This window comes from Sneathiella sp. (assembly GCF_047631475.1).
Classification (GTDB): Bacteria; Pseudomonadota; Alphaproteobacteria; order Sneathiellales; family Sneathiellaceae; genus Sneathiella.
Map to the genome: position 1 here is coordinate 24,863 of NZ_JBLHZT010000033.1, position 19,444 is coordinate 44,306.

The 19,444-nt window shown below is 47.6% G+C and carries 15 protein-coding genes; 9 read left to right on the top strand and 6 right to left on the bottom strand.

Annotated features, from left to right (window positions below; translation table 11 throughout):
- Positions 1-74: 74 nt before the first annotated feature.
- Positions 75-2,468 carry a penicillin acylase family protein gene (locus tag ACJAYR_RS13260; protein ID WP_415237043.1) on the top strand — a complete coding sequence of 798 codons (2,394 nt, stop codon included), beginning with the start codon at positions 75-77 and terminating at the stop codon, positions 2,466-2,468.
- Between the two features lie 10 nt (positions 2,469-2,478).
- Here ACJAYR_RS13260 and ACJAYR_RS13265 read toward each other — a convergent pair whose 3' ends face one another.
- The gene (locus ACJAYR_RS13265; protein ID WP_415237044.1) at positions 2,479-2,952 is read right to left on the bottom strand and encodes a flavin reductase family protein; all 474 of its coding nucleotides are present in this window, start codon (positions 2,950-2,952) and stop codon (positions 2,479-2,481) included.
- 311 nt (positions 2,953-3,263) lie between these two features.
- On the opposite strand from ACJAYR_RS13265, the gene motA reads away from it, so the two are divergent.
- Positions 3,264-4,121: a flagellar motor stator protein MotA gene (gene motA / locus ACJAYR_RS13270; RefSeq protein WP_415237045.1), complete on the top strand. Its 858-nt coding sequence runs from the start codon at positions 3,264-3,266 to the stop codon at positions 4,119-4,121.
- Positions 4,122-4,151: 30 nt separating this feature from the next.
- Positions 4,152-5,042, top strand: a complete 891-nt coding sequence (locus ACJAYR_RS13275; RefSeq protein WP_415237046.1) for a flagellar motor protein MotB — start codon at positions 4,152-4,154, stop codon at positions 5,040-5,042.
- A gap of 10 nt (positions 5,043-5,052) precedes the next feature.
- Here ACJAYR_RS13275 and ACJAYR_RS13280 read toward each other — a convergent pair whose 3' ends face one another.
- A complete protein-coding gene (locus ACJAYR_RS13280) occupies positions 5,053-5,829 on the bottom strand; it encodes a class I SAM-dependent methyltransferase (RefSeq protein ID WP_415237047.1) in 777 nt (258 codons plus the stop codon).
- A gap of 134 nt (positions 5,830-5,963) precedes the next feature.
- On the opposite strand from ACJAYR_RS13280, the gene ACJAYR_RS13285 reads away from it, so the two are divergent.
- Positions 5,964-6,458: an RDD family protein gene (locus ACJAYR_RS13285; protein ID WP_415237048.1), complete on the top strand. Its 495-nt coding sequence runs from the start codon at positions 5,964-5,966 to the stop codon at positions 6,456-6,458.
- An 8-nt stretch (positions 6,459-6,466) separates the two neighbouring features.
- On the opposite strand, the gene ACJAYR_RS13290 is transcribed toward ACJAYR_RS13285, so the two are convergent.
- The gene (locus ACJAYR_RS13290) at positions 6,467-7,663 is read right to left on the bottom strand and encodes an NAD(P)/FAD-dependent oxidoreductase (RefSeq protein ID WP_415237049.1); all 1,197 of its coding nucleotides are present in this window, start codon (positions 7,661-7,663) and stop codon (positions 6,467-6,469) included.
- A gap of 235 nt (positions 7,664-7,898) precedes the next feature.
- On the opposite strand from ACJAYR_RS13290, the gene ACJAYR_RS13295 reads away from it, so the two are divergent.
- The 5 genes from ACJAYR_RS13295 to ACJAYR_RS13315 all read left to right on the top strand — a co-directional run bounded on the left by ACJAYR_RS13295 (position 7,899) and on the right by ACJAYR_RS13315 (position 15,205).
- Positions 7,899-9,749 carry an SLC13 family permease gene (locus tag ACJAYR_RS13295; protein WP_415237050.1) on the top strand — a complete coding sequence of 617 codons (1,851 nt, stop codon included), beginning with the start codon at positions 7,899-7,901 and terminating at the stop codon, positions 9,747-9,749.
- An 88-nt stretch (positions 9,750-9,837) separates the two neighbouring features.
- Positions 9,838-10,557 carry an arginyltransferase gene (locus tag ACJAYR_RS13300; protein ID WP_415237051.1) on the top strand — a complete coding sequence of 240 codons (720 nt, stop codon included), beginning with the start codon at positions 9,838-9,840 and terminating at the stop codon, positions 10,555-10,557.
- 248 nt (positions 10,558-10,805) lie between these two features.
- Positions 10,806-11,888: a TRAP transporter substrate-binding protein gene (locus ACJAYR_RS13305; RefSeq protein WP_415237052.1), complete on the top strand. Its 1,083-nt coding sequence runs from the start codon at positions 10,806-10,808 to the stop codon at positions 11,886-11,888.
- A gap of 272 nt (positions 11,889-12,160) precedes the next feature.
- Positions 12,161-13,081: a TRAP transporter small permease subunit gene (locus tag ACJAYR_RS13310; RefSeq protein ID WP_415237053.1), complete on the top strand. Its 921-nt coding sequence runs from the start codon at positions 12,161-12,163 to the stop codon at positions 13,079-13,081.
- Positions 13,082-13,102: 21 nt separating this feature from the next.
- The gene (locus tag ACJAYR_RS13315; RefSeq protein ID WP_415237054.1) at positions 13,103-15,205 is read left to right on the top strand and encodes a TRAP transporter large permease; all 2,103 of its coding nucleotides are present in this window, start codon (positions 13,103-13,105) and stop codon (positions 15,203-15,205) included.
- Between the two features lie 26 nt (positions 15,206-15,231).
- On the opposite strand, the gene ACJAYR_RS13320 is transcribed toward ACJAYR_RS13315, so the two are convergent.
- From ACJAYR_RS13320 to parC, 3 genes are all read right to left on the bottom strand, one after another.
- Positions 15,232-15,846 (bottom strand): biotin transporter BioY, encoded by a 615-nt coding sequence (locus tag ACJAYR_RS13320; RefSeq protein WP_415237055.1) that lies wholly within the window; start codon positions 15,844-15,846, stop codon positions 15,232-15,234.
- 42 nt (positions 15,847-15,888) lie between these two features.
- Positions 15,889-17,502, bottom strand: coding sequence for an AMP-binding protein (locus ACJAYR_RS13325; protein WP_415237056.1), 1,614 nt, complete (start codon positions 17,500-17,502; stop codon positions 15,889-15,891).
- Between the two features lie 9 nt (positions 17,503-17,511).
- On the bottom strand, positions 17,512-19,444 hold a 1,933-nt coding region (gene parC / locus ACJAYR_RS13330), incomplete at its 5' end, for a DNA topoisomerase IV subunit A (RefSeq protein ID WP_415237057.1).

Consider the following 19,444-nt stretch of genomic DNA (forward strand, 5'->3'; position numbering starts at 1 on the left):
TGAGTTTCGGTCCAGCCTCACCTTGTTTTTCATCTTAATCAGAGCAACAATGTGCAGCAATAGGGGAGAAGAAAATGAAATTTTTCACAACTGGACTGATTGCTCTGGCACTTTTGTTCATCTTGTTGGTCGCCGGTGGATATCTTTATTTACGCACCTCTCTTCCGAAAACAGAGGGCGAGATACAGATCGCAGGAATAACCCAACCCGTCTCTATTCTTCGGGACGCATCCGGCGTGCCCCATATTAAAGGGCAGAATTTCCAAGATGTTATGTTTGGATTGGGTTTTGTTCACGCGCAGGACCGACTTTGGCAAATGGAAATGAACCGTCGAACCGGGGCGGGCAGATTATCAGAAGTGTTGGGAAATGCGACACTTGAGACTGACAAATTCCTTCGCACCGTTGGGTTTTATCAAGCGGCAAAAGCTTCTTATGCCAAATTTGACGGTCAGACGAAAAAGCTTATCAAGAGTTATACCAAGGGTGTGAATGCGTTTCTTGATCAACAGACCGGCGCCCTCCCTCCAGAGTTTCTGATCCTTGGCGTGAAACCTGAAAAATGGACCCCGATTGATTCAGTCGTGTGGACAAAAATGATGGCCTGGGATCTTGGTAAAAACTGGTCCAATGAAGTCGCTCGCCTTCAACTCTCCAACATTATGTCATTATCAGAGGTCAACGAATTCTTTCCGCCCTACCCCGGTGAAAAAATAGTGCCGCTGCCGGATTTCGAAAATGAATATCAACTGGCCAATCTGGAACTTCAAAAGCTCTTGACCGCAGCCCCCGCCATCCTGCCGACCGGTGCCGGTTCAAATAACTGGGTTGTCTCCGGTGACAAAACCCAAAGTGGCCGCCCCTTACTGGCAAATGACCCTCATTTGGGCTTGTCTGCGCCGTCCCTCTGGTATTTCGCCCATTTAGAAGCTCCAGGTCTCAATGCAATCGGCGCAACGCTACCAGGCGTTCCTGGAATTATTCTAGGCCGAAATGACAGGATTGCCTGGGGCTTCACCAACACGGGACCTGATACGCAGGATTTATATGTTGAAAAAATAAATCTGGATAATCCGCATCAATACAAAACCCCTGATGGTTGGCAGGAGTTTAAAACAAGGCAGGAAATAATTCGGATCAAGGATCAGCCTGACGTAACACTTACTGTCCGCATCACCCGACACGGGCCTGTTCTTTCAGACATATACAAGGCTGTCAAAAAAGACATCCCTGAAAACCATGTTCTGGCATTAGGCTGGACCAGCCTGATGGAAACAGATGGGTCCATGATGGCATCAAGTAGAATGATGACCGCCCAAAATTGGGAAGAATTTAAAAAAGCCATTCAATTATTTACAAGCCCGCAGCAGAATATGGTTTACGCCGATATTGACGGGAATATTGGATATTATGCGCCTGCAAATATACCTGTTCGCAATAAAGATAATCTTGCGATGGGACGTCTGCCTGTACCGGGTTGGCTGAAAACATATGACTGGGAGGGATTTATACCGTTTGAAGATTTGCCGCAAAGTTATAATCCGACCAAAGGATTTCTGTATTCAGCAAATGAGAAAATTGTTCCCGAAGACTATCCCCATTTTATAACAAGTGACTGGGCAAAACCCTATAGAGCCAAACGCATTCAAGAACGACTGGAGCAAGAAGAGAAACATACATTTCAAACCTTTTCAGATATGCATACCGACGTGAGGTCTTTAATGGCTCTCGAAATCATGGATATTCTGTTGACAACAAAACCCGCAAACGATCTATCCCGCAAGGCTCTTACTGCGCTCAGCATCTGGGATGGGCGCATGACCATCGATCAAAATGCTCCTCTTATTTTCAACGGGTGGATCAGAGAACTGAACAAAGCAATTTATGCAGATGAGCTTCAGGATCTGTTCCCGCGCTATTGGCGTCATCGTCCGACCTTCATCCGGAATGTGTTGCTGAATGTTAACGGCCAGTCCAGATGGTGCGATAACCGAAACACTGAAAAGACAGAAACCTGTAACGAAATCCTGCAAACCTCACTAGCGTTAACCTTAGAAGACTTACAGAAACGGTATGGCGATAATCTGGATCATTGGGAATGGGGAACCGCACATTTTGCCCATAGTGACCACCTTCCTTTTTCCAAAGTTAGCCTGCTGAAGAATATCTTCGACATCTCAGTTCCTTCGGCAGGTGGGACCTATACGATCAATGTAGGACGCAATAAATATTCTGACGAAAGTCAGCCCTTTGCGAATACCCATGCAGCATCCTTACGGGCCATCTACGATTTATCCAACCTCAACAATTCTATGTATATCCAGTCTACCGGCCAGTCTGGGAATATCGTCTCAAAATATTATAGTGATATGGCGGACGAATGGGCGGCAGTAAAATACCGCAAAATGTCAACGGACCCCGCTGACTACACGAAGAATGCCATTGGCACGCTTATCTTGAAACCTTGAACCCGTGCCCTTAAAGAACCGGAAAGGCTCCTTTATTAAACAGCAGCGCTGATTTTTCCGGGTGGGATGTCACATTGGTTACCCGGCAAATAAAGATCAGATGATCGCCGGCCTCAACAGTTTCGTGGGTTTGACATTCAAACACGGCAAGGCTCTCTTCGAAAACCGGACTTCCGTTCTCTCCAATTTTATGTTCGATGCCGTTGAAACGATCATCCAAGGGCGACGCGAAGCGATCACATAGATATTTTTGTTCGCTGCTCAGAATGTTAATCGCAAAGACCCCAGAATCCTTGAATTCCTGACAGTGATTTCCCTGATGGCCAAGGCTGAACAGCACAAGCGGCGGGTCAAGGGACACCGAACTGAACGAATTCACAGTAATACCCAGTGGGCTTCGTCCATCTTTCATGGATGTAACCACAGTAATTCCAGTGGCAAAGCACCCTAAAGCGGAACGAAATTCTAGTGCATCAAAAGTCATAATTTTACGATTTATCTTAACAGTCTAATAGCAAATGGTTGATTTGAATCAACGGGAGAAACCATTCCACAGCTGCACTTTAAAATCACTCTTTTTTTTAACAGTTGCTTTAAAACACCCCATACCTTCCCAGTAAAGGGCTGATTGAAAACCATTTTAAGGGTGGGCTGATCGCGCCCTAAAAACCCGCCAGAACGCCCTTATGAGAAAATTAGTTAAAAACTTCGATAAATTACTCACCCTTTATTAACCAATATCAGAGCAATATTCCGAAGATAGAAATTTTGATTGAGATAAAGGCTGCTTCTCGCATGTTTTGGATTTTAGGGATCGTTATTACGTTTGGTTGTGTCGCCGGCGGGTACAGTGTGCACGGTGATTTTGGCGTCCTTTGGCAACCGCTGGAGTTCTGGATCATCCTGGGTGCTGCAGCTGGTGCCTTCCTGCAAGGTAACCCCAAATGGGTTATTTTCGGGACGCTTGGCAATTTGGGCAAACTTATGAAGAGCGCGCCTTATGACAAGAAAACCTACGAAGAACTTCTGACACTCATGTATGCAATCTTCAAATTAGCGAAAACCAAAGGCATGATCGCTTTGGAGCCTCATATTGAAAATCCGCATGACAGCGCCCTCTTCCAGAACTTCACCAGTTTTACAAAGAACCATCACGCCATGGACTTCATGTGCGACTATCTTCGCCTGATGACCATGGGAACGGAAAATCCACATGAGGTAGAAAACCTGATGGATGTGGATCTTGAAACCCACCATGCAGAACATCATGCTTATTCCTCTGCGATCACTCAGATGGGTGAAGCTCTCCCCGCCTTTGGTATCGTTGCTGCGGTGCTTGGTGTGATTGTGACAATGGGCTCCATCTCCGAGCCGCCAGAAGTTCTGGGTGGTTTGATTGCTGCGGCCCTTGTGGGTACATTCTTTGGTATTTTGGTCGCGTATGGCCTTTTCTCGCCAATGGGAACAAATATTCAACAATATTTTGATGCGGATGCCAAATATTACGACTGTATGAAAACAGGTCTGCTGGCTCATTTACAAGGCTATGCCCCAGCGGTTTCTGTCGAGTTTGCCCGGAAAACACTGTATAGCCACGAACGGCCAACCTTCTCAGAGGTTGAAGAAGCCTGTAACAACGCACCGAGCGTGTAAGTTGACACCTCAAGGAGCGGGATAAAAAGAATGGCCGATGAAGTCGCACCGATAATCGTCAAGAAAATTAAAAAAGCTGGACACGGGCACCATGGTGGTGCGTGGAAGGTGGCTTATGCTGACTTTGTAACGGCAATGATGGCGTTTTTTTTGTTGCTGTGGTTGTTGAATGTAACCGACTCTGTTCAAAAACAGGGGATTTCTGACTATTTTGCACCAACCGTTGCAAGCAGCAGCGAATCTGGCTCAGGCGGCGTACTTGGGGGTACCAGCATGCAAACAGAAGGTGCCATGGTTTCCAACACAGGTGTGCCTTCCGTTATTTCCAGTATTTCCCCGCCTGAACAAGGCAAAAAAGACGATGCTGACGGCGATGGCCAAAGCGAAGTTGATGAAGCAGAATTTCTAGCGCGTCTCGCAGCATTGGAAGAACAAAGCTTTGAAGATGCCCGGGATCAAATTAAGCAGGCCATTGCGGATGATCCAAATCTTGCAGGATTGGCCGATAATATTGTCATCGATATGACACCTGAAGGGTTGCGAATTCAAATCGTTGATCAGTTTGACGAAAGTATGTTCCCCGCAGGGGGAACAACAATTGTTCCCCGAGTGAAGCGTCTGCTGGGAAAAATAGCGAAGGCCATCGAAAACCTACCCAACGGGCTATCGATCAGCGGTCATACAGATAGCTCTGGCTTTTCGGGTGACGATTATACAAACTGGGAACTCTCCTCTGACCGGGCGAATTCCAGCAGGCGGGCCCTTCTGGAAACCGGATTGGACCCTGATCGCATAAAACGGGTATCCGGAAAAGCGGATACCGAACCGATGATTGAAGACGATCCGTCGAACCCGACAAACCGGCGAATTAGTATAATTCTGCTGAGGGAAACGCCTGTTCTACCGGCAAACCTGAAATAACCGGGCTTCGTTATATCTTCCAGATTAGTAACTTCGTTTTTCGGCCATCCTTTACGGTCACCGTCCGATCTGGTTTATGTCCGGGTACCTGAAAGCTATTACTGATAAACAGGCTTCCCGGCTTCATTTCAGATTTCGCCTTCTCAAACAGGGCGCTCATGGGAACAGGCGACAAAAAGCAGTAAACCACGTCAAACTGTTCTAGATCCAGCTTCCAGAAACTGCCAAAGAGAAACCGAACATTTTTTGCCCCCGAAACCTTGTTCAGGATCACCGACACAATAAAAGGCGCTGGTGCGCTTTCCGCACCAAAGAAAAAGTGCCCCGGTTGGTTTTTTCCGATCTGACGCATGGTTCCTCCGAGGCCACTGCCCAGATCGATAACCTGCAACCCATCCCTTTTGGGAAGGAGTGTTTCAATTTTCTGTGCTGTCAGATCATTCGTGAGGTAAAGGGGAACTCGATTAACAGCAACATTCCAGAAGGTCGCCAGCAGCAAAACCAGTACAACGGGATAAACCCAGATCGGCACATTCACGATCAACCCAATGATGAGCAACGGTGGACCAAAGAATTGAATAATTACCCACCAATAGGACTGCCCCAATGCAAAACTGATGGCCGCCGCAAATCCACCCTGCAGAACGAGTTGCCAAAAGAGAGGCACCGAAAAAGTCAAATGGACCTGTAGCTGCGGAAGCAGGACGGAAAGGGTGCCGAAAACAACAAGCTGGATAAAAGCGGCGGCCAGAACAGGGGGTAATGAATGAATTTTTTTTAAGAACATTCGATATATTTTTCAATCAGTTAACACGTATCTGGCAAGGAAATAACTTGAAATAGATGACCGCGACCCTCATTTCAAGGGTAACGATACAAGGAATTATTCCGTCTTGCCACAAAATGCGTTAGGGGATTGCATTGTCAAAAAATACGGGACCAATTATCGATCTAAGCATGAACTCAGACTCTCATGCTACAAAAGGTTCACAAAAATCGTTTGATTATTCTGGCGTAAGAATAAACAGGATTTTGGCGTACATCGTTGATGTTGTCGTCATCTTTTTTATTGGTATCGCCGCGAGTACCGTTGCTGCAATCCTTGGCATTGTCACGCTGGGTATGCTCTCCCCACTTCTTGCAATGTTGCTGGCCGCTATTCCGCTTGCCTATCATACGATGACGATCGGGAGTTCCTGGAACGCAACCCTTGGCATGCGCTTATTCAATCTTGAGGTCAGTCTGGCCGATGGCAGAAGCCTGGATTACTTCACCGCGTTTATCCATTCAGCATTATTCTATTTCACAATGGCCATCACGTCGGCATTGATCCTGCTGGTTTCTCTTTTTAATTCAGAAGGGAAATTATTGCACGACTACCTGACCCATAGCTCTGTCCACAACAAGCCGTCATGACAACGGCTTCACAGAGCGTCGTTGATTTTTTCCCATAATAATTTCGTGTAAATTATTGGTTTTATTAACATTTTATTCTGCGGTATCGCTGCGTGATGAATGTTTTCGAAGACGTCAAGACGTGCGAGATCGCCATCAATGGCCTCTGCAACGATCTGGCTTGCAACCGCAGACAACACAACGCCCTGACCGGAATAACCGTGAACGACATAGACATTTGGCTCAAGCCGTTTGATTTCTGGCAGCAGTTTTCTGGTCGCGGCGATTTTTCCTGTCCAGCAATAGTCGATTTTTACGCCCCCCAGACTTGGAAATGTCCGAAGCATATTCCTTTTTATTCGATCCCGGCCCTCTGAAAATGGAAAAAGAGCCATATCCTGACCACCAAATACCAACCGCGTATCCGGCGTTATCTTGAAATAATCGAGGTCAAAATAAGTGTCACAAATACAAGCCGTCGTTGATATCAGCTTTTTGGCCCGCTCTTCACCAAGCGGTTCCGTCGCCAGAATACCGCTACCAACACAAAGGATATTTTTTCGCTGCCCCAGATCAAAAGCGTCAAGATATGCGTTTCCTGCCAACACCAGTGCGGACGCTTGAACAGTTCCTTCTTTCGTGGAAACCCTGACTTGTTTTCCTTTATCGACAGAAAGTGCCGCAGAGTTCTCAAAGATAGTTCCCCCAGCGGCCAAGACCGCTTTAGCCAGTCCCAGCGTGTAATTTAAAGGATGAAGATGACCGCCTTCCCTGTCGTGAAGTCCAGCGATGTATCGCGTACTTGCCATTAAACCGCGCAATTCATCCTTATTGATCCAAGAATACCCTTCGTATCCAAAGTGATCTTCACAATATTTTTTTTCCTGTTGCAGCCATTCTGAATGGGATAGCTTGGGCGCGACATAAAGCTCACCCTCTCGCAAATCGCATTCAATCCCATATGTCTGGATTCGTGAATTCAGAATCTCTTTTGAATTTTCGGAAAATGCCCACAGGCTTTTTGCTACAGATGCCCCGAGCATTTTATCAACGGCCACCATACCAGGGGAAAATCCGGATGCAATCTGTCCGCCACTACGACCCGAAGCACCAAACCCAACTGTTTGCGCTTCCAGCACGATGACGCTGTAGCCCTTGCTTAACAGCTCTAACGCAACACCAAGACCGGTAAATCCAGCGCCGACCACGCAAATATCAGCCTGCACCTCCTCCTGTAAAACAGGTAAGGCCTCGAAGGAATTTCTTGTAGCCTGATAATAGTTCATTGGTGTATTCAAGACGGGATCCGCTGATAAAATATAACTGTGTTCATATGAACTCCCCCTTGCAAGATTGCGGACAATCCTGATGATGAGAAGAAGTTGGTGATAAAAGAATAAGCATCCCTTGGAACTTTTCTGAAAACGGGCTCAGTAACAACAGTGTGGTTTTTAAACAAACATGATTGAAACTCAACTTCATATGTGGCTGGTATTCGGGTTTATCGCGGTTGCCATGTATGCGTTTGCCAGCGACAGAATTGAACTGGAAATTTCAGCTGTTGCTGTTATCGCCGGCCTATTACTGCTTTTCTACTTTTATCCCCTTGTCGATAAACAAGGCAACGATTTACTGTCCGCCCGCGATATACTGGCCGGACTGGCAGACCCTGCCCTTATCACTGTCCTGTCTCTTCTGGTTGTTGGTCAGGGGATCGTGCGAACAGGCGCGCTGGAGAAACCAATCCGCCAACTGGTGACCCTTCGCCGCCATCATCCAATTATGGCGATTGCACTTGTCCTTACGATTGTTATGGTCATCAGCGCGTTTATGAACAACACACCTGTTGTTGTCATTTTCATCCCGCTAATGACTGCGCTTGCAGAACGCATGCACCGATCCACGTCGACATTGATGATCCCGCTGAGTTACGCATCTATTCTGGGCGGGATGACAACATTGATTGGCTCTTCCACCAATCTGCTTGTCTCTGCGTCAGCGACGCAGGCCGGACACGCGCCCATCGGATTTTTTGATTTTTCCGTTCCCGGAATTGTGCTGGCCGTCGCAGGCTTGCTTTATGCCATGCTTGTTGTGCCAAGATTGCTGCCTAACAGGGACGCTGTTACGGATGGATCTGCGCCAATTTCTGGAAAACAATTCATTGTACAGATCGAGATTTCGCCAGACAGCCCCCTCGTTGGTGAACGGGCCGTTGCCGGGCAATTCCCGAGTTTACGCAATATTACCATCCGCTTCATTCAACGAGAAGAAAAGCTACTATTGCCACCGTTTGATGATCTTGTTTTACGGCCTTGCGATTCTGTTGTCTTTGCGGGAACCCGCAAGTCTTTGACAGATGCTTTCGCAGATAATCCTGAGATCCTCCACGACTTCCTTGAAAATGACGATCAATCAGACAGTGAGCCTAACGACAAGCAGAATACCCGGGACCAGACGCTGGCAGAAGTTGTTGTTGCGCCTGCATCCCGTATGATTGGTCGTGCACTTCACCAAATCAGCTTTCACTATCAGACCGGCTGCGTGGTGTTGGGCATTCAGCGACGTTCTCGAATGATCCGCACAAGCAGAATGACCGACATTCGGCTTGAGGCCGGAGATGTGTTGCTTCTTCTGGGCAAACGCCAGGAAATTATGGAGCTTCGCAATAACCCTGATGTTTTGTTGCTGGAATGGTCAACCCGCGAGCTTCCTGCGCTTGCCCTTTCTTTAAGGGCGCGGTTGATTTTTGGAGCCGTTATTTTGAGTGCAGCCACTGGTTTTGTTCCGATTGTCGTCGCTGCGGTAGCGGGTGCAACGGCGATGGTTGTCTCTGGTTGCTTGAATATTCATCAGGCCAGCCGCTCAATCGATCGCCGAATATTCCTATTGATATGGGCCGCATTGGGTCTGGGCGCAGCCATGCAGGCTACCGGGGGCGCGTCCTACCTTGCGCATCAAGCGCTTAGTCTTCTGGATGGTGCAGGGCCTGCGGTTGTATTATCCATCTTCTTCTTATTGGTCGCCCTGTTCACCAATGTTCTCAGCAACAATGCCACGGCCGTTCTGTTCACGCCCGTCGCAATCAGCATTGGAACCGAATTAGGCGTTGATCCAATGATTTTTGTTTTCGCTGTTATTTTTGCTGCCAATTGTTCCTTTGCCACCCCTATGGGATATCAAACGAATCTGTTGGTGATGGGACCCGGCCACTACAAGTTCATGGACTATTTTAAAGCCGGTGCCCCCCTCGTCATCCTTTTATGGCTGGTTTTTTCCATTTTCGCGCCTCTTTATTACGGCTTGCTATAAGTTTGTTAGGAAATTTTAGTGTAGTATTTGCTATACTGACGAAACGCGTTACCCTCATAAATATGATTATTTTGGTTACAGGCACACGATGAAACGAGTCGAAATTCCATCACGGTTCTTCTTTTCGACACCACCCGCCCCCTGCCCCTATCTGGAAGACAAGATGGAGCGGAAAATCGTAACGCTGCTTGCAGGAGAAGATCCAGATCATTTACACAATGCCTTAAGCCTTGCCGGATTTCGGCGTAGTCAGGATCTGGCATACCGTCCCGCCTGCGAGGGATGCAATGCCTGTATTCCGATACGTGTCCAAACCAAAGCGTTTTCAGCCAGCAAATCACAACGCAGGGTGTGGTCTAAAAACCGCCTGCTGAAAGCTATTGAACGGCCCGCAATCGCAACAGACGAACATTTTACTCTCTTTAAAAAATATTTGCTGGCGCGCCATGCGGAAGGTGGCATGGCTGATATGGCGTTCTGCGACTATCAGGCAATGGTCGAAGACAGCCCGGTTCAGTCACAGCTCACAGAATTTCGGCGGGAAGACGGTACCTTATATGCGGTTTGTCTGACGGATCTGATGGATGATGGCCTATCACTTGTGTATAGTTTCTATGATCCGGAAGAAGAAAAAAACAGCCCCGGAAGCTTTATTATCCTTTGGCATATTTTACAGGCGCGCTATCTGGCGATGCCCTATGTCTATTTAGGATACTGGATCGCGGAAAGCCCCAAAATGGCCTATAAAAAGAAATTCCGCCCCGTTGAAATTTTAACAAAAGAAGGTTGGCAGGTTCTGTTTTCCTGATTTTTTTTGGATTTTGGCCATCGCCGGTCAAACAAATCAATTTTTCCCTTAAACGACTGATTTTTGTTCAAAAACAGCATTTATTTTGTGCGAAATGATTAAAAATTGTTCGTATTCAGTCAAATTTTTCACATCTCATTTTCTTTATCGCTAGACCTGATCGAAAACTGCCGCTATCTTCGGCCCCAATCATGCGAAGGGAGAACTCGCATGTTTGGGAGAAATGACGTCAATAGGGAGACTAGTAAATGGATCGTCGTAAGTTCATAAAAAGTGTGGGTGTTGCGGGTACTGTAGGCACAGCAGCAATGGCTGCTCCTGCAATCGCAAAAGGCCGTGAAAAACTCACAATGGTTACAGCTTGGGGCCGTGGCCTCGCAGGCGTTTTTGACGCTGCTGTTCACTTCGCTGACTCTGTCAATGCCATGTCAGACGGCACACTTGAAATCGACGTAAAAGCAAATGGTGAGCTGGTTTCCGGTCTTTCCGCTGTTTTTGACTCAGTAACATCCGGTCAGGCTGATATGTATCACGCCGCCGATTATTACTATGTTGGTCAGCATCCTGCTTTTGCATATTTCACCGCTGTTCCATTTGGTATGACACCAAATGAACTGCATAACTGGTACTACCATCAGGATGGCCACAAATTCCACCTTGAACTGGGTGAAGAATTTGGTTTGCATTCATTCTTGTGCGGTAACACTGGCCCCCAGGCGGGTGGTTGGTTCCGTAAAGAAATCAAGTCAGCTGCTGACTTTAACGGACTGAAATTCCGTATGCCTGGCCTTGGTGGTAAAGCACTCGGTAAACTTGGTGCGTCTGTTCAGACATTGCCTGGTTCAGAAGTGTATCAAGCATTGGCGTCTGGCGCGATTGACGGAACTGAATGGATCGGCCCATGGGCAGACGAAAAAGCAGGTTTCCAGGAAATCACTAAATTCTATTACACTTCCGGCTTCCATGAGCCAGGTGCTGGTCTTGCTGTTGGTATCAACAAAGACCGCTTTAACGGCCTGAGCAAAGCGCATCAGAAAATGATCGAAGTTGCTGCTGGCGAAGCAAACCTTTGGAACCTCCATCAGTATCTTGCCAACAACTCTGAAGCACTGACTCGCTTGCAGGCAGCTGGCGTTAAGACTCTGGAATTCCCAGATGACGTTTGGGATGCATTCGGTAAGGCTTCTCTGGAAGTTCTCGACAGCAACATGGAAGATCCACTCTTCAAGAAAATCCGTGAATCAGTTGAGAAATCCATGAAAGCATCTGCTGCTTGGGACCGTCTCTCTTCTGGCGTGTACGGCGCTCAACGCTCACGAGTTCTAGGATAATTCCTAATCGTATTGAGTAGTCAAAGAACCGGACCTTTTGGTCCGGTTCTGCATTTTTTATACGGACTGTTCGCATAATCATACGTGCATGTACCCAGCCTCTTTTAAAATCACTGATATCTTTGAGGCTATCAAGAATTCCAGAAGAGAATTCTCGAAAAACCCGCATAAAACGGGACGAGGCAGATACGCAATAACTTTTGCTAACCTACGTTGCCTGATATATATCACTGCACAGAATTGATCCGCGGGACTGAACGGGAAGAACCAACATGGAAGCGCTTGGAAGTTTCTTTTTGAATTTTGCCATGGGATTCGTAAACCTACTTATTCTCCCTTGGCATATTTATAATTGGCTAACGCTGGATACTCTGAAAAAGAAAATGAATGTGCTGACGCAAGTCGGTATGTCGATTGAATTCTTTTTCGTCGTCATCGCGATCGTCATCCTTCTAATCGGTATCGGTATATATAAACGTCGTTTTCTATACGGAACCGTCAACACACTGGAAAATTTCAACGCGAAAATCGGTAAAGCAGCCGCCTGGTTTGCTCTGCTAATGATGATCCAACAGGTCATAATTATCGCAGTTGGGCAGATTTTCCGTGGGAACGAAATTATTCTGGCGCCTTTAGGGATGACAATTGTCAGCGAAGAATTGCAGTGGCTGTCTGGTCAATTGAAATTCTACAATGCGATCCTGATCGCAATGGCTTCGGCCTATACCTTTATTGAAGGCGGTCACGTTCGCGTCGATCTGGTTTATGCGTCCTGTAAAAAAAGAACCAAACATTGGATCGATTTTTTCGGAACCCTCTTCTTTTTCATTCCGTCAACGCTTTTACTTTGGTGGTTTTCCTGGCCAATTGCCATGAACGCTATCTTCGCACAAAAACCAATGAACATCTGGACAACCTCCACTCGGTGGCGCTCCGTCCGGCTTGAGACATCAGGGACAGCCGAATTTTCTTGGGTTTGGGGCTTTAAACTGCTCGTCCTGATTTTTGCTGGGTTGATGTTTATTTGTGCGGTTTCATTTTTGCTTCGGAATATCCTTGCGCTTCTTGAAAAGGACAAAGACATTCCAACGCATGTTTCGTTTGATGGAGACCCAATCGGTGGCATTGGCATTGAATCCCTCAGCGATGAAGCCAACACGGGCAAGCGCGACCAGCCTGCCCATCCACTTTAATTTATCTCGGAGCTTTGACCCATGTTATTTGGTTTCACCGGCGTTGAAATTTCGCTGATGATTGTGGGAATATCCCTTTTCGGGGGTATTCTATCGGGATATCCAGTAGCCTATGCTATTTCTGGCTCTGCTTTTGTCAGTTTTGCTGTGATTGCAATCCTGAACGAAGCCGGACTGCTTTACACCTTACAAGAAATCGACGGTGTTATGGAGCAGGTCCCTGTCTTTGAAGGGGGTTGGCAAAAAGCGATGCTTTCAACCGAGTCGACCTGGGCACAGGGGGTTTTCTCCCGTGCCTTTGGCGGTAATGTTGAAACTCTGTTGGCAGTCCCTCTCTTTGTTCTAATGGGCATCGCCCTGGAACGCTCAAACATTGCTGAAGACCTTCTCAGCACAATGGCAAAGTTATTCGGTACCATTCCGGGCGGACTTGCGATTGCGGTTGTTTTGGTGGGTACCCTGCTTGCAGCGTCAACAGGCGTTGTTGGTGCGACTGTGGTAACAATGGGCTTGATTGCCTTGCCGACCATGCTCAAAAATGGATATTCAAAATCGTTGGCGACGGGTGTCATCGCGACATCTGGTACCCTCGGTCAGATTATCCCGCCATCGATCGTGATCGTCCTTTTGGGATCAATCGTTGGCGACATGTATGCCATTGGTCAAGAAAACAGAGCCAATGAGCTAGGCGTAACCGTTCTGGAAATGTTGGGCGAGCCGGCTGTTCTTTCCACGGGAACCCTCTTTAAAGCCGCGTTTATTCCTGGTGTATTCCTTGCCCTGCTCTATGCAACTTATGCAATGGGTTTTGCTTTGCTTAACAAAGACAAAGCCCCCCCTGTTCAGTTGGGAGAGCCGGATCCCTATCGCCTGTTATCTTATTATAAAAATAATCCTTGGTTTTTGCTCGGCGCTGTCTTTGGACCCTTGATTGCCATGGTGGTGTTCTGGATTATACTTGTAAATGCCGGACTGACGGGTTCTGAAGTTGTCGAAAATGTCGTGGTTCATGCACCTATGTCAAGCGGCAACCTTGCCATTCTGGTTATCGTTAGTTTCTTACTGACTTTGGCCTGGGCACTGCGTCCAAGTTACTCGCTGGCACCGATCGTGTCCGGATTGGTCGGGGTTGTCCTGTTATTCTTCGCAGACTGGTTCTTAGTCGGTGGCGACGCGACAGGCGGAACCAAATTTACATACTATTTCCTACCCGGCCTTCTTCTTATCTATGGCCTGAAACACGCGTCTGTCAGACTAATGGAAATTGAAACCCTTCGTGTGGTTTCCCCTCCCGTTATTTTGATCGTCGCAGTGCTTGGTTCTATTTTGGGAGGCGTGACAAACCCGACAGCGGCGGCGTCATTGGGTGCAGCTGGCGCAATCATGCTTGCAGCAAACCGGAAACTGAAAGACAAGAACCAATCAACCAAACCCGTGATCTGGGCCTCGCTTGCGATTATTATTCTGCTTCTCACCCGTGGTAACTTCGACCTGCGGATGAGTATGGAAAATATTGACTTCGACAACAAGGTTGCGATTGCTGTTTCATTGATTTCCTATCATGTTGCCGTTTTTGGCCTGCTATATTCATGCTGGATTTTGGTGCGCGACAAAATCATGTCGGGCATCATTAATGAAACGACCAAGGTCACATCGATGGTTTTTGTGATCCTGATTGCCTCCCTCTTCCTGAGTTTGACAATCCGATCTTTTGGTGGCGAGCACTATATCCAAGAGTTTTTGCAGTCTTTTGAAGATCCCCGCACACTTTTGATTGTGGTGATGATCGTGCTTTTCCTTCTCGGATTTGTGCTGGATTTCATTGAAATCATCTTCATTGTTATTCCGATCGTTGGGCCGGTGATTTATGCAGCAGATCCTGCGTTGATGCCCCCAACCTGGATTACGATCCTGATTGCGGTAAACCTGCAGACCTCCTTCATTACGCCGCCCTTTGGCTTTGCATTGTTCTACCTGCGAGGTGTTGCACCGCCAAATGTCTCGACTATGGACATCTATAGAGGTGTTATTCCGTTTGTAATTATTCAGGTGATTGGCCTGTTGTTACTTTGGAATTTCCCGGAAATCATTACATTCCTGCCTGATGCCTTACCGGCAAATTGACGGAAAAAACAAAAAAAGCCGCTGATTTATTCAGCGGCTTTTTTCTTGGAGTTTAGATAGTCGACCCATTTCCAGCATGCCCAAAGGATCACCGCAACAATTATTCCTTTAACGACATTGTTAAAAACATAAGGCAGGAAGCCCAGTCGAAAAGCTTCGTCTATGCCGCTGCGGAAACTCAAAAAAACCATTCCGATCAAAAGCGTAGCCAATACAGAAATATTTGCCGCTAGGATCCCCAAGCCCAGATGCCGGTACCATCCACGCGACGCAAAATAACTGGAAAGCAAAATTGTCACCCAGATACCGAAGGCGTACCCGTATGTCCGCCCATCTAGTGCAAGGAATGATCCTTCACTAATAAAAAAAGGAAGGCCAAAGAAACCAAAAACAACGTAAATCAGATATGCGAAGCTACCAAGACGCCAGCCGAAGGCGCCCCCGACCAAAACAGAGGCGACTGCCTGTAACGAGGTCGGTATTGTGAAGGTGGGAACCACGGTCCACCCCCCAACAAATAACAATCCTACACCAACAGAGACAATACTCGTCAATCGCAGTGTTTTTTCAAATTGACCAGTTTCAAAGGTTCGGGGCCAAAGTGCATCGATTAACAGGCCATTCGTTTCAGGTGAACTCATTATCAGCCCCTTCCGCGCGGTCAATAGAATAGAGACTTGATGCTAATGCCCCATTTTCTTTTTGAACACTCTAAAATCCATTATGCCATCCATAGTCCTTGGGTCTTCGTCTGGACCAAAGATCTGAGTTTTTTGAATTTTCTGCGTGCCGGTTGTCGGCAGCTGCTCCAAAAACAGGATCCATCCTGGCGGTTTATAGTACGCCAACCGTTCAGCCGAGAAATCAAAAAGCTCTTTCGCCAGTGTCTCTGATGCTTCAGCATCCTCCATCAGAACGATACAAGCAAGAACCTCTTCCTCGCGAACTTCATCTTTAACGGCGATGACCGCGACCTGCGCCACCGCTTCATGAGATTGCAGGACGGCTTCAACCTCCGCTGCGGCTATATTTTCGCCTGACCGCCGAATAATATTCTTTTTCCGGTCAACAAAATAAAGCATATCGGTTTCATCCTGAACGACCGTATCGCCTGTATGGAACCAGCCATCGGTCCAAGCTTCTTCTGTCGCCTGTTCGTTTTTTAAGTAGCCGGAGAAAAAGCCCTTTCTCGGTGTTTCTTCCGAATTTCTGACGACAAGCTCACCCGCAACACCCCGAGGGCATTCAGCTCCGGTATCATCTATAATTTTAGCCTCGAAGCCAGGGAGCGGGCGTCCGAAGGCGCGTGTATCAATTTTTCTGGGCTCGCTGTTGACCGCAAAAATCCGCCCCGTTTCAGTCATTCCCCAAATTTCAAGAAGCGCGAAGCCATACCGGTTTTCGAAAACTGCATGCAATTCCGGTTCGACACCCGCCCCAATACCAAACCGGACCGAATGGGCGGTTTCCCATTCTGATACCGGCTGGTTAAGCAGCATCGGCGGTACAACGCCTAAATAATGGATAATAGTCGCGCGCGTATCGCAGACTTCCCGCCACCAACTTCGAGGGTGGAAACGATCGGGAATAATCAAACATCCCCCCGTCAAGATCATACAACCCAACGAGACAACAGCCGAATTCATATGAAAAAGAGGCAGAGGATTAAATAATCGTTCTTTACCGGGACGAATATCAACCAAACCACCGAGTTCAGAATACCATTTCCCTGCCGTCAGATGATAGTCATTGGTCAGGATGCAACCCTTAGGCCGGCCCGTCGTACCAGAGGTGTAAAGAAGGCTCGCTTCCGTTTGCAGTCCCGGTTGCCCACCGACCGCTTCCCGCTGAGGTTCCGGAACCCCGTCGGAAAAAGCTCCAATGCCAATCACTGGAAGATTCCCCCGTTCTGCAGCCACTTTTTCAAGGTCTGCAAAACGCGTATCGATACAGATGACAAGATCCGCATCGGAATGATCCATTTGATACAGCATCTCGGCATGGCGATAATCCGGATTGATCGGTACGCAGGAAACGCCAAGTGAATTCAGGGCCAACAAATGAAGAATATAGTCAGGACGGTTTTCCAAAAGGAAAGCAACCCGGTGCCCAACGGTATATCCTGACCGGGTATATGTCGCCCGGATTTCGTCAACCGCCACAGCCGCTTCGGCATAGCTGATCTCAGCCCCCTCAGGACTGTAGTCGCGCCCCTTCAGCGGTGGCACACACAAAAAAGCGTTCTGTGGGTAAAGTTCAACTGATCGACAAAACGCCTCATAGACCGTTTGCATCATGTCTCCGGCTTAACTGAATTTGTTGTTACGACTAAACCCTCTAGGCGCAAGTCGACCGGCATTTCCCCGTCTTGTAAACCAGCCGGTCAGGTCATGCTCTGTCCGTGTTCGTTCACCGGATTTCCAGCTCAAACCTTCTTCGCGAACAAAGGTTCTGATGTCAGACAAACCGCCATCTTTATAGCGTTGCAATGTTACTCCCCGGCCCCGCGTCATCTCGGAAATTTCGTCCAGGGCGAAACAGTTCAGTTTGCGGTTATCACCAACCACAGCAACAGAATCCCCTATTGCTTCGATGCAAAACGCTGCCTCAACATCCCCCGAGACATTCAAGGTCTGCTTACCATTTCGAGTCTGCGCAATAATGCTATTTTCATCAACAACGAAACCACGGCCATCGGTTGATGCCACCAATAATTTCCGTCCTGGTTTATGAACAAACAGGGCGACGATATCCTGATCATTCCCAAGATCAACCATTAACCGAACCGGCTCACCATGCCCGCGTCCTCTTGGTAATTTATCGCAGCCAATCGTATAGAAACGGCCATTCGTTCCAAACAGGACTAACCGATCCGTGGTTTCCGCAGTAATCCAGAAACGCTCCTTGTCACCGTCCTTGTATTTTTCATCCCCCGTTTGGGCAACATGTCCCTTTAATGCCCGAACCCAGCCTTTTTCCGAACAAATAACCGTAATAGGTTCTTTCTCGATCATCGCTTCAAGCGGAATATCAGGCAGATCGATGGCTTCACCGACCCGCGTCCGGCGCAGCGCAACATCAGGATGCTCTTTCAACGTCTTTTTCAGGTCTTTTAGCTCAGCTGAGATCGCTTCTTTTTGCAGATCTTCGCTGTCCAGCAACGCAATAAGTGTCGCTTTTTCTGCTGTCAGCTTCTCATGCTCGGTGCGAAGCTCCATCTCTTCAAGTCGCCGTAAAGACCGAAGTCGCATATTCAGAATAGCTTCTGCCTGAACCTCAGTCAGCTTGAAGGTTTCCATCAATGACTGCTTTGGATGATCATCTTCTCGGATAATACGAATAACTTCATCCAGATTAAGGAAAACAATCAAATAGCCGTTCAGCACTTCCAACCGGTTTTCAATTTTACCAAGGCGGTATTTCGAACGGCGTACCAAAACGACAAATCGATGATCCAGAAAAGACTGCAAAACATCCCGCAGGCTCATGACCCGCGGTGTTTGCGTGGCATCCAGAACGTTCATGTTCAAAGAAAATCGATTTTCCAGATCCGTCAAACGGAACAGGCCCTGCATCAGCATTTCCGGGTCAATATTCTTACTTTTTGGCTCCAGAACCAAACGAATATCTTCCGCAGACTCGTCTCTCACATCCGCTAAGAACGGCAATTTTTTTGCTTGAATGAGTTCCGCAATACGCTCAATCAGTTTCCCTTTTTGAACCTGATAGGGAATTTCCGTGACAACAATCTGGTATGTCCCCCGGCCAGTATCCTCTTTCTCCCAAGTAGCGCGTTGACGAAAACCACCGCGCCCTGTTTCATACGCTTCGCGAATGCTTTCAGTTTTTTCAACCAGTTCGCCGCCTGTTGGAAAATCCGGTCCCGGGATAAATTCCATTAGCTTATCAATACCGGCACCAGGATATTTCACAAGATGCAGCAAGGCGTTACAAAGTTCCGTTGCATTATGAGGGGGAATAGACGTCGCCATTCCCACAGCAATACCCGACGATCCATTTGCCAGCAGATTTGGAAAAGCCGCGGGCAGCACAACGGGTTCTTTTTCTTCCCCGTCATACGTATCCCGAAAATCGACTGTATCCTGATCCAGATCCCTGAGAAGCAATTCAGCAAAAACCGTCATCCGGGCTTCGGTGTAACGCATGGCAGCGGCATTATCGCCATCAATATTCCCGAAGTTTCCCTGCCCATCTACGAGCGTGTATCGTTGGGCAAAA

Bases quoted from the DNA above. Each gene is read 5' to 3' on its own strand.
- ACJAYR_RS13260 (WP_415237043.1), top strand. From the start codon at position 75: ATGAAATTTTTCACAACTGGACTGATTGCTCTGGCACTTTTGTTCATC.
- ACJAYR_RS13315 (WP_415237054.1), top strand. From the start codon at position 13,103: ATGTTATTTGGTTTCACCGGCGTTGAAATTTCGCTGATGATTGTGGGA.
- motA (WP_415237045.1), top strand. From the start codon at position 3,264: ATGTTTTGGATTTTAGGGATCGTTATTACGTTTGGTTGTGTCGCCGGC.
- ACJAYR_RS13295 (WP_415237050.1), top strand. From the start codon at position 7,899: ATGATTGAAACTCAACTTCATATGTGGCTGGTATTCGGGTTTATCGCG.
- ACJAYR_RS13265 (WP_415237044.1), bottom strand. From the start codon at position 2,952: ATGACTTTTGATGCACTAGAATTTCGTTCCGCTTTAGGGTGCTTTGCC.
- ACJAYR_RS13280 (WP_415237047.1), bottom strand. From the start codon at position 5,829: ATGTTCTTAAAAAAAATTCATTCATTACCCCCTGTTCTGGCCGCCGCT.
- ACJAYR_RS13320 (WP_415237055.1), bottom strand. From the start codon at position 15,846: ATGAGTTCACCTGAAACGAATGGCCTGTTAATCGATGCACTTTGGCCC.
- ACJAYR_RS13310 (WP_415237053.1), top strand. From the start codon at position 12,161: ATGGAAGCGCTTGGAAGTTTCTTTTTGAATTTTGCCATGGGATTCGTA.
- ACJAYR_RS13275 (WP_415237046.1), top strand. From the start codon at position 4,152: ATGGCCGATGAAGTCGCACCGATAATCGTCAAGAAAATTAAAAAAGCT.
- ACJAYR_RS13305 (WP_415237052.1), top strand. From the start codon at position 10,806: ATGGATCGTCGTAAGTTCATAAAAAGTGTGGGTGTTGCGGGTACTGTA.
- ACJAYR_RS13300 (WP_415237051.1), top strand. From the start codon at position 9,838: ATGAAACGAGTCGAAATTCCATCACGGTTCTTCTTTTCGACACCACCC.
- ACJAYR_RS13325 (WP_415237056.1), bottom strand. From the start codon at position 17,502: ATGATGCAAACGGTCTATGAGGCGTTTTGTCGATCAGTTGAACTTTAC.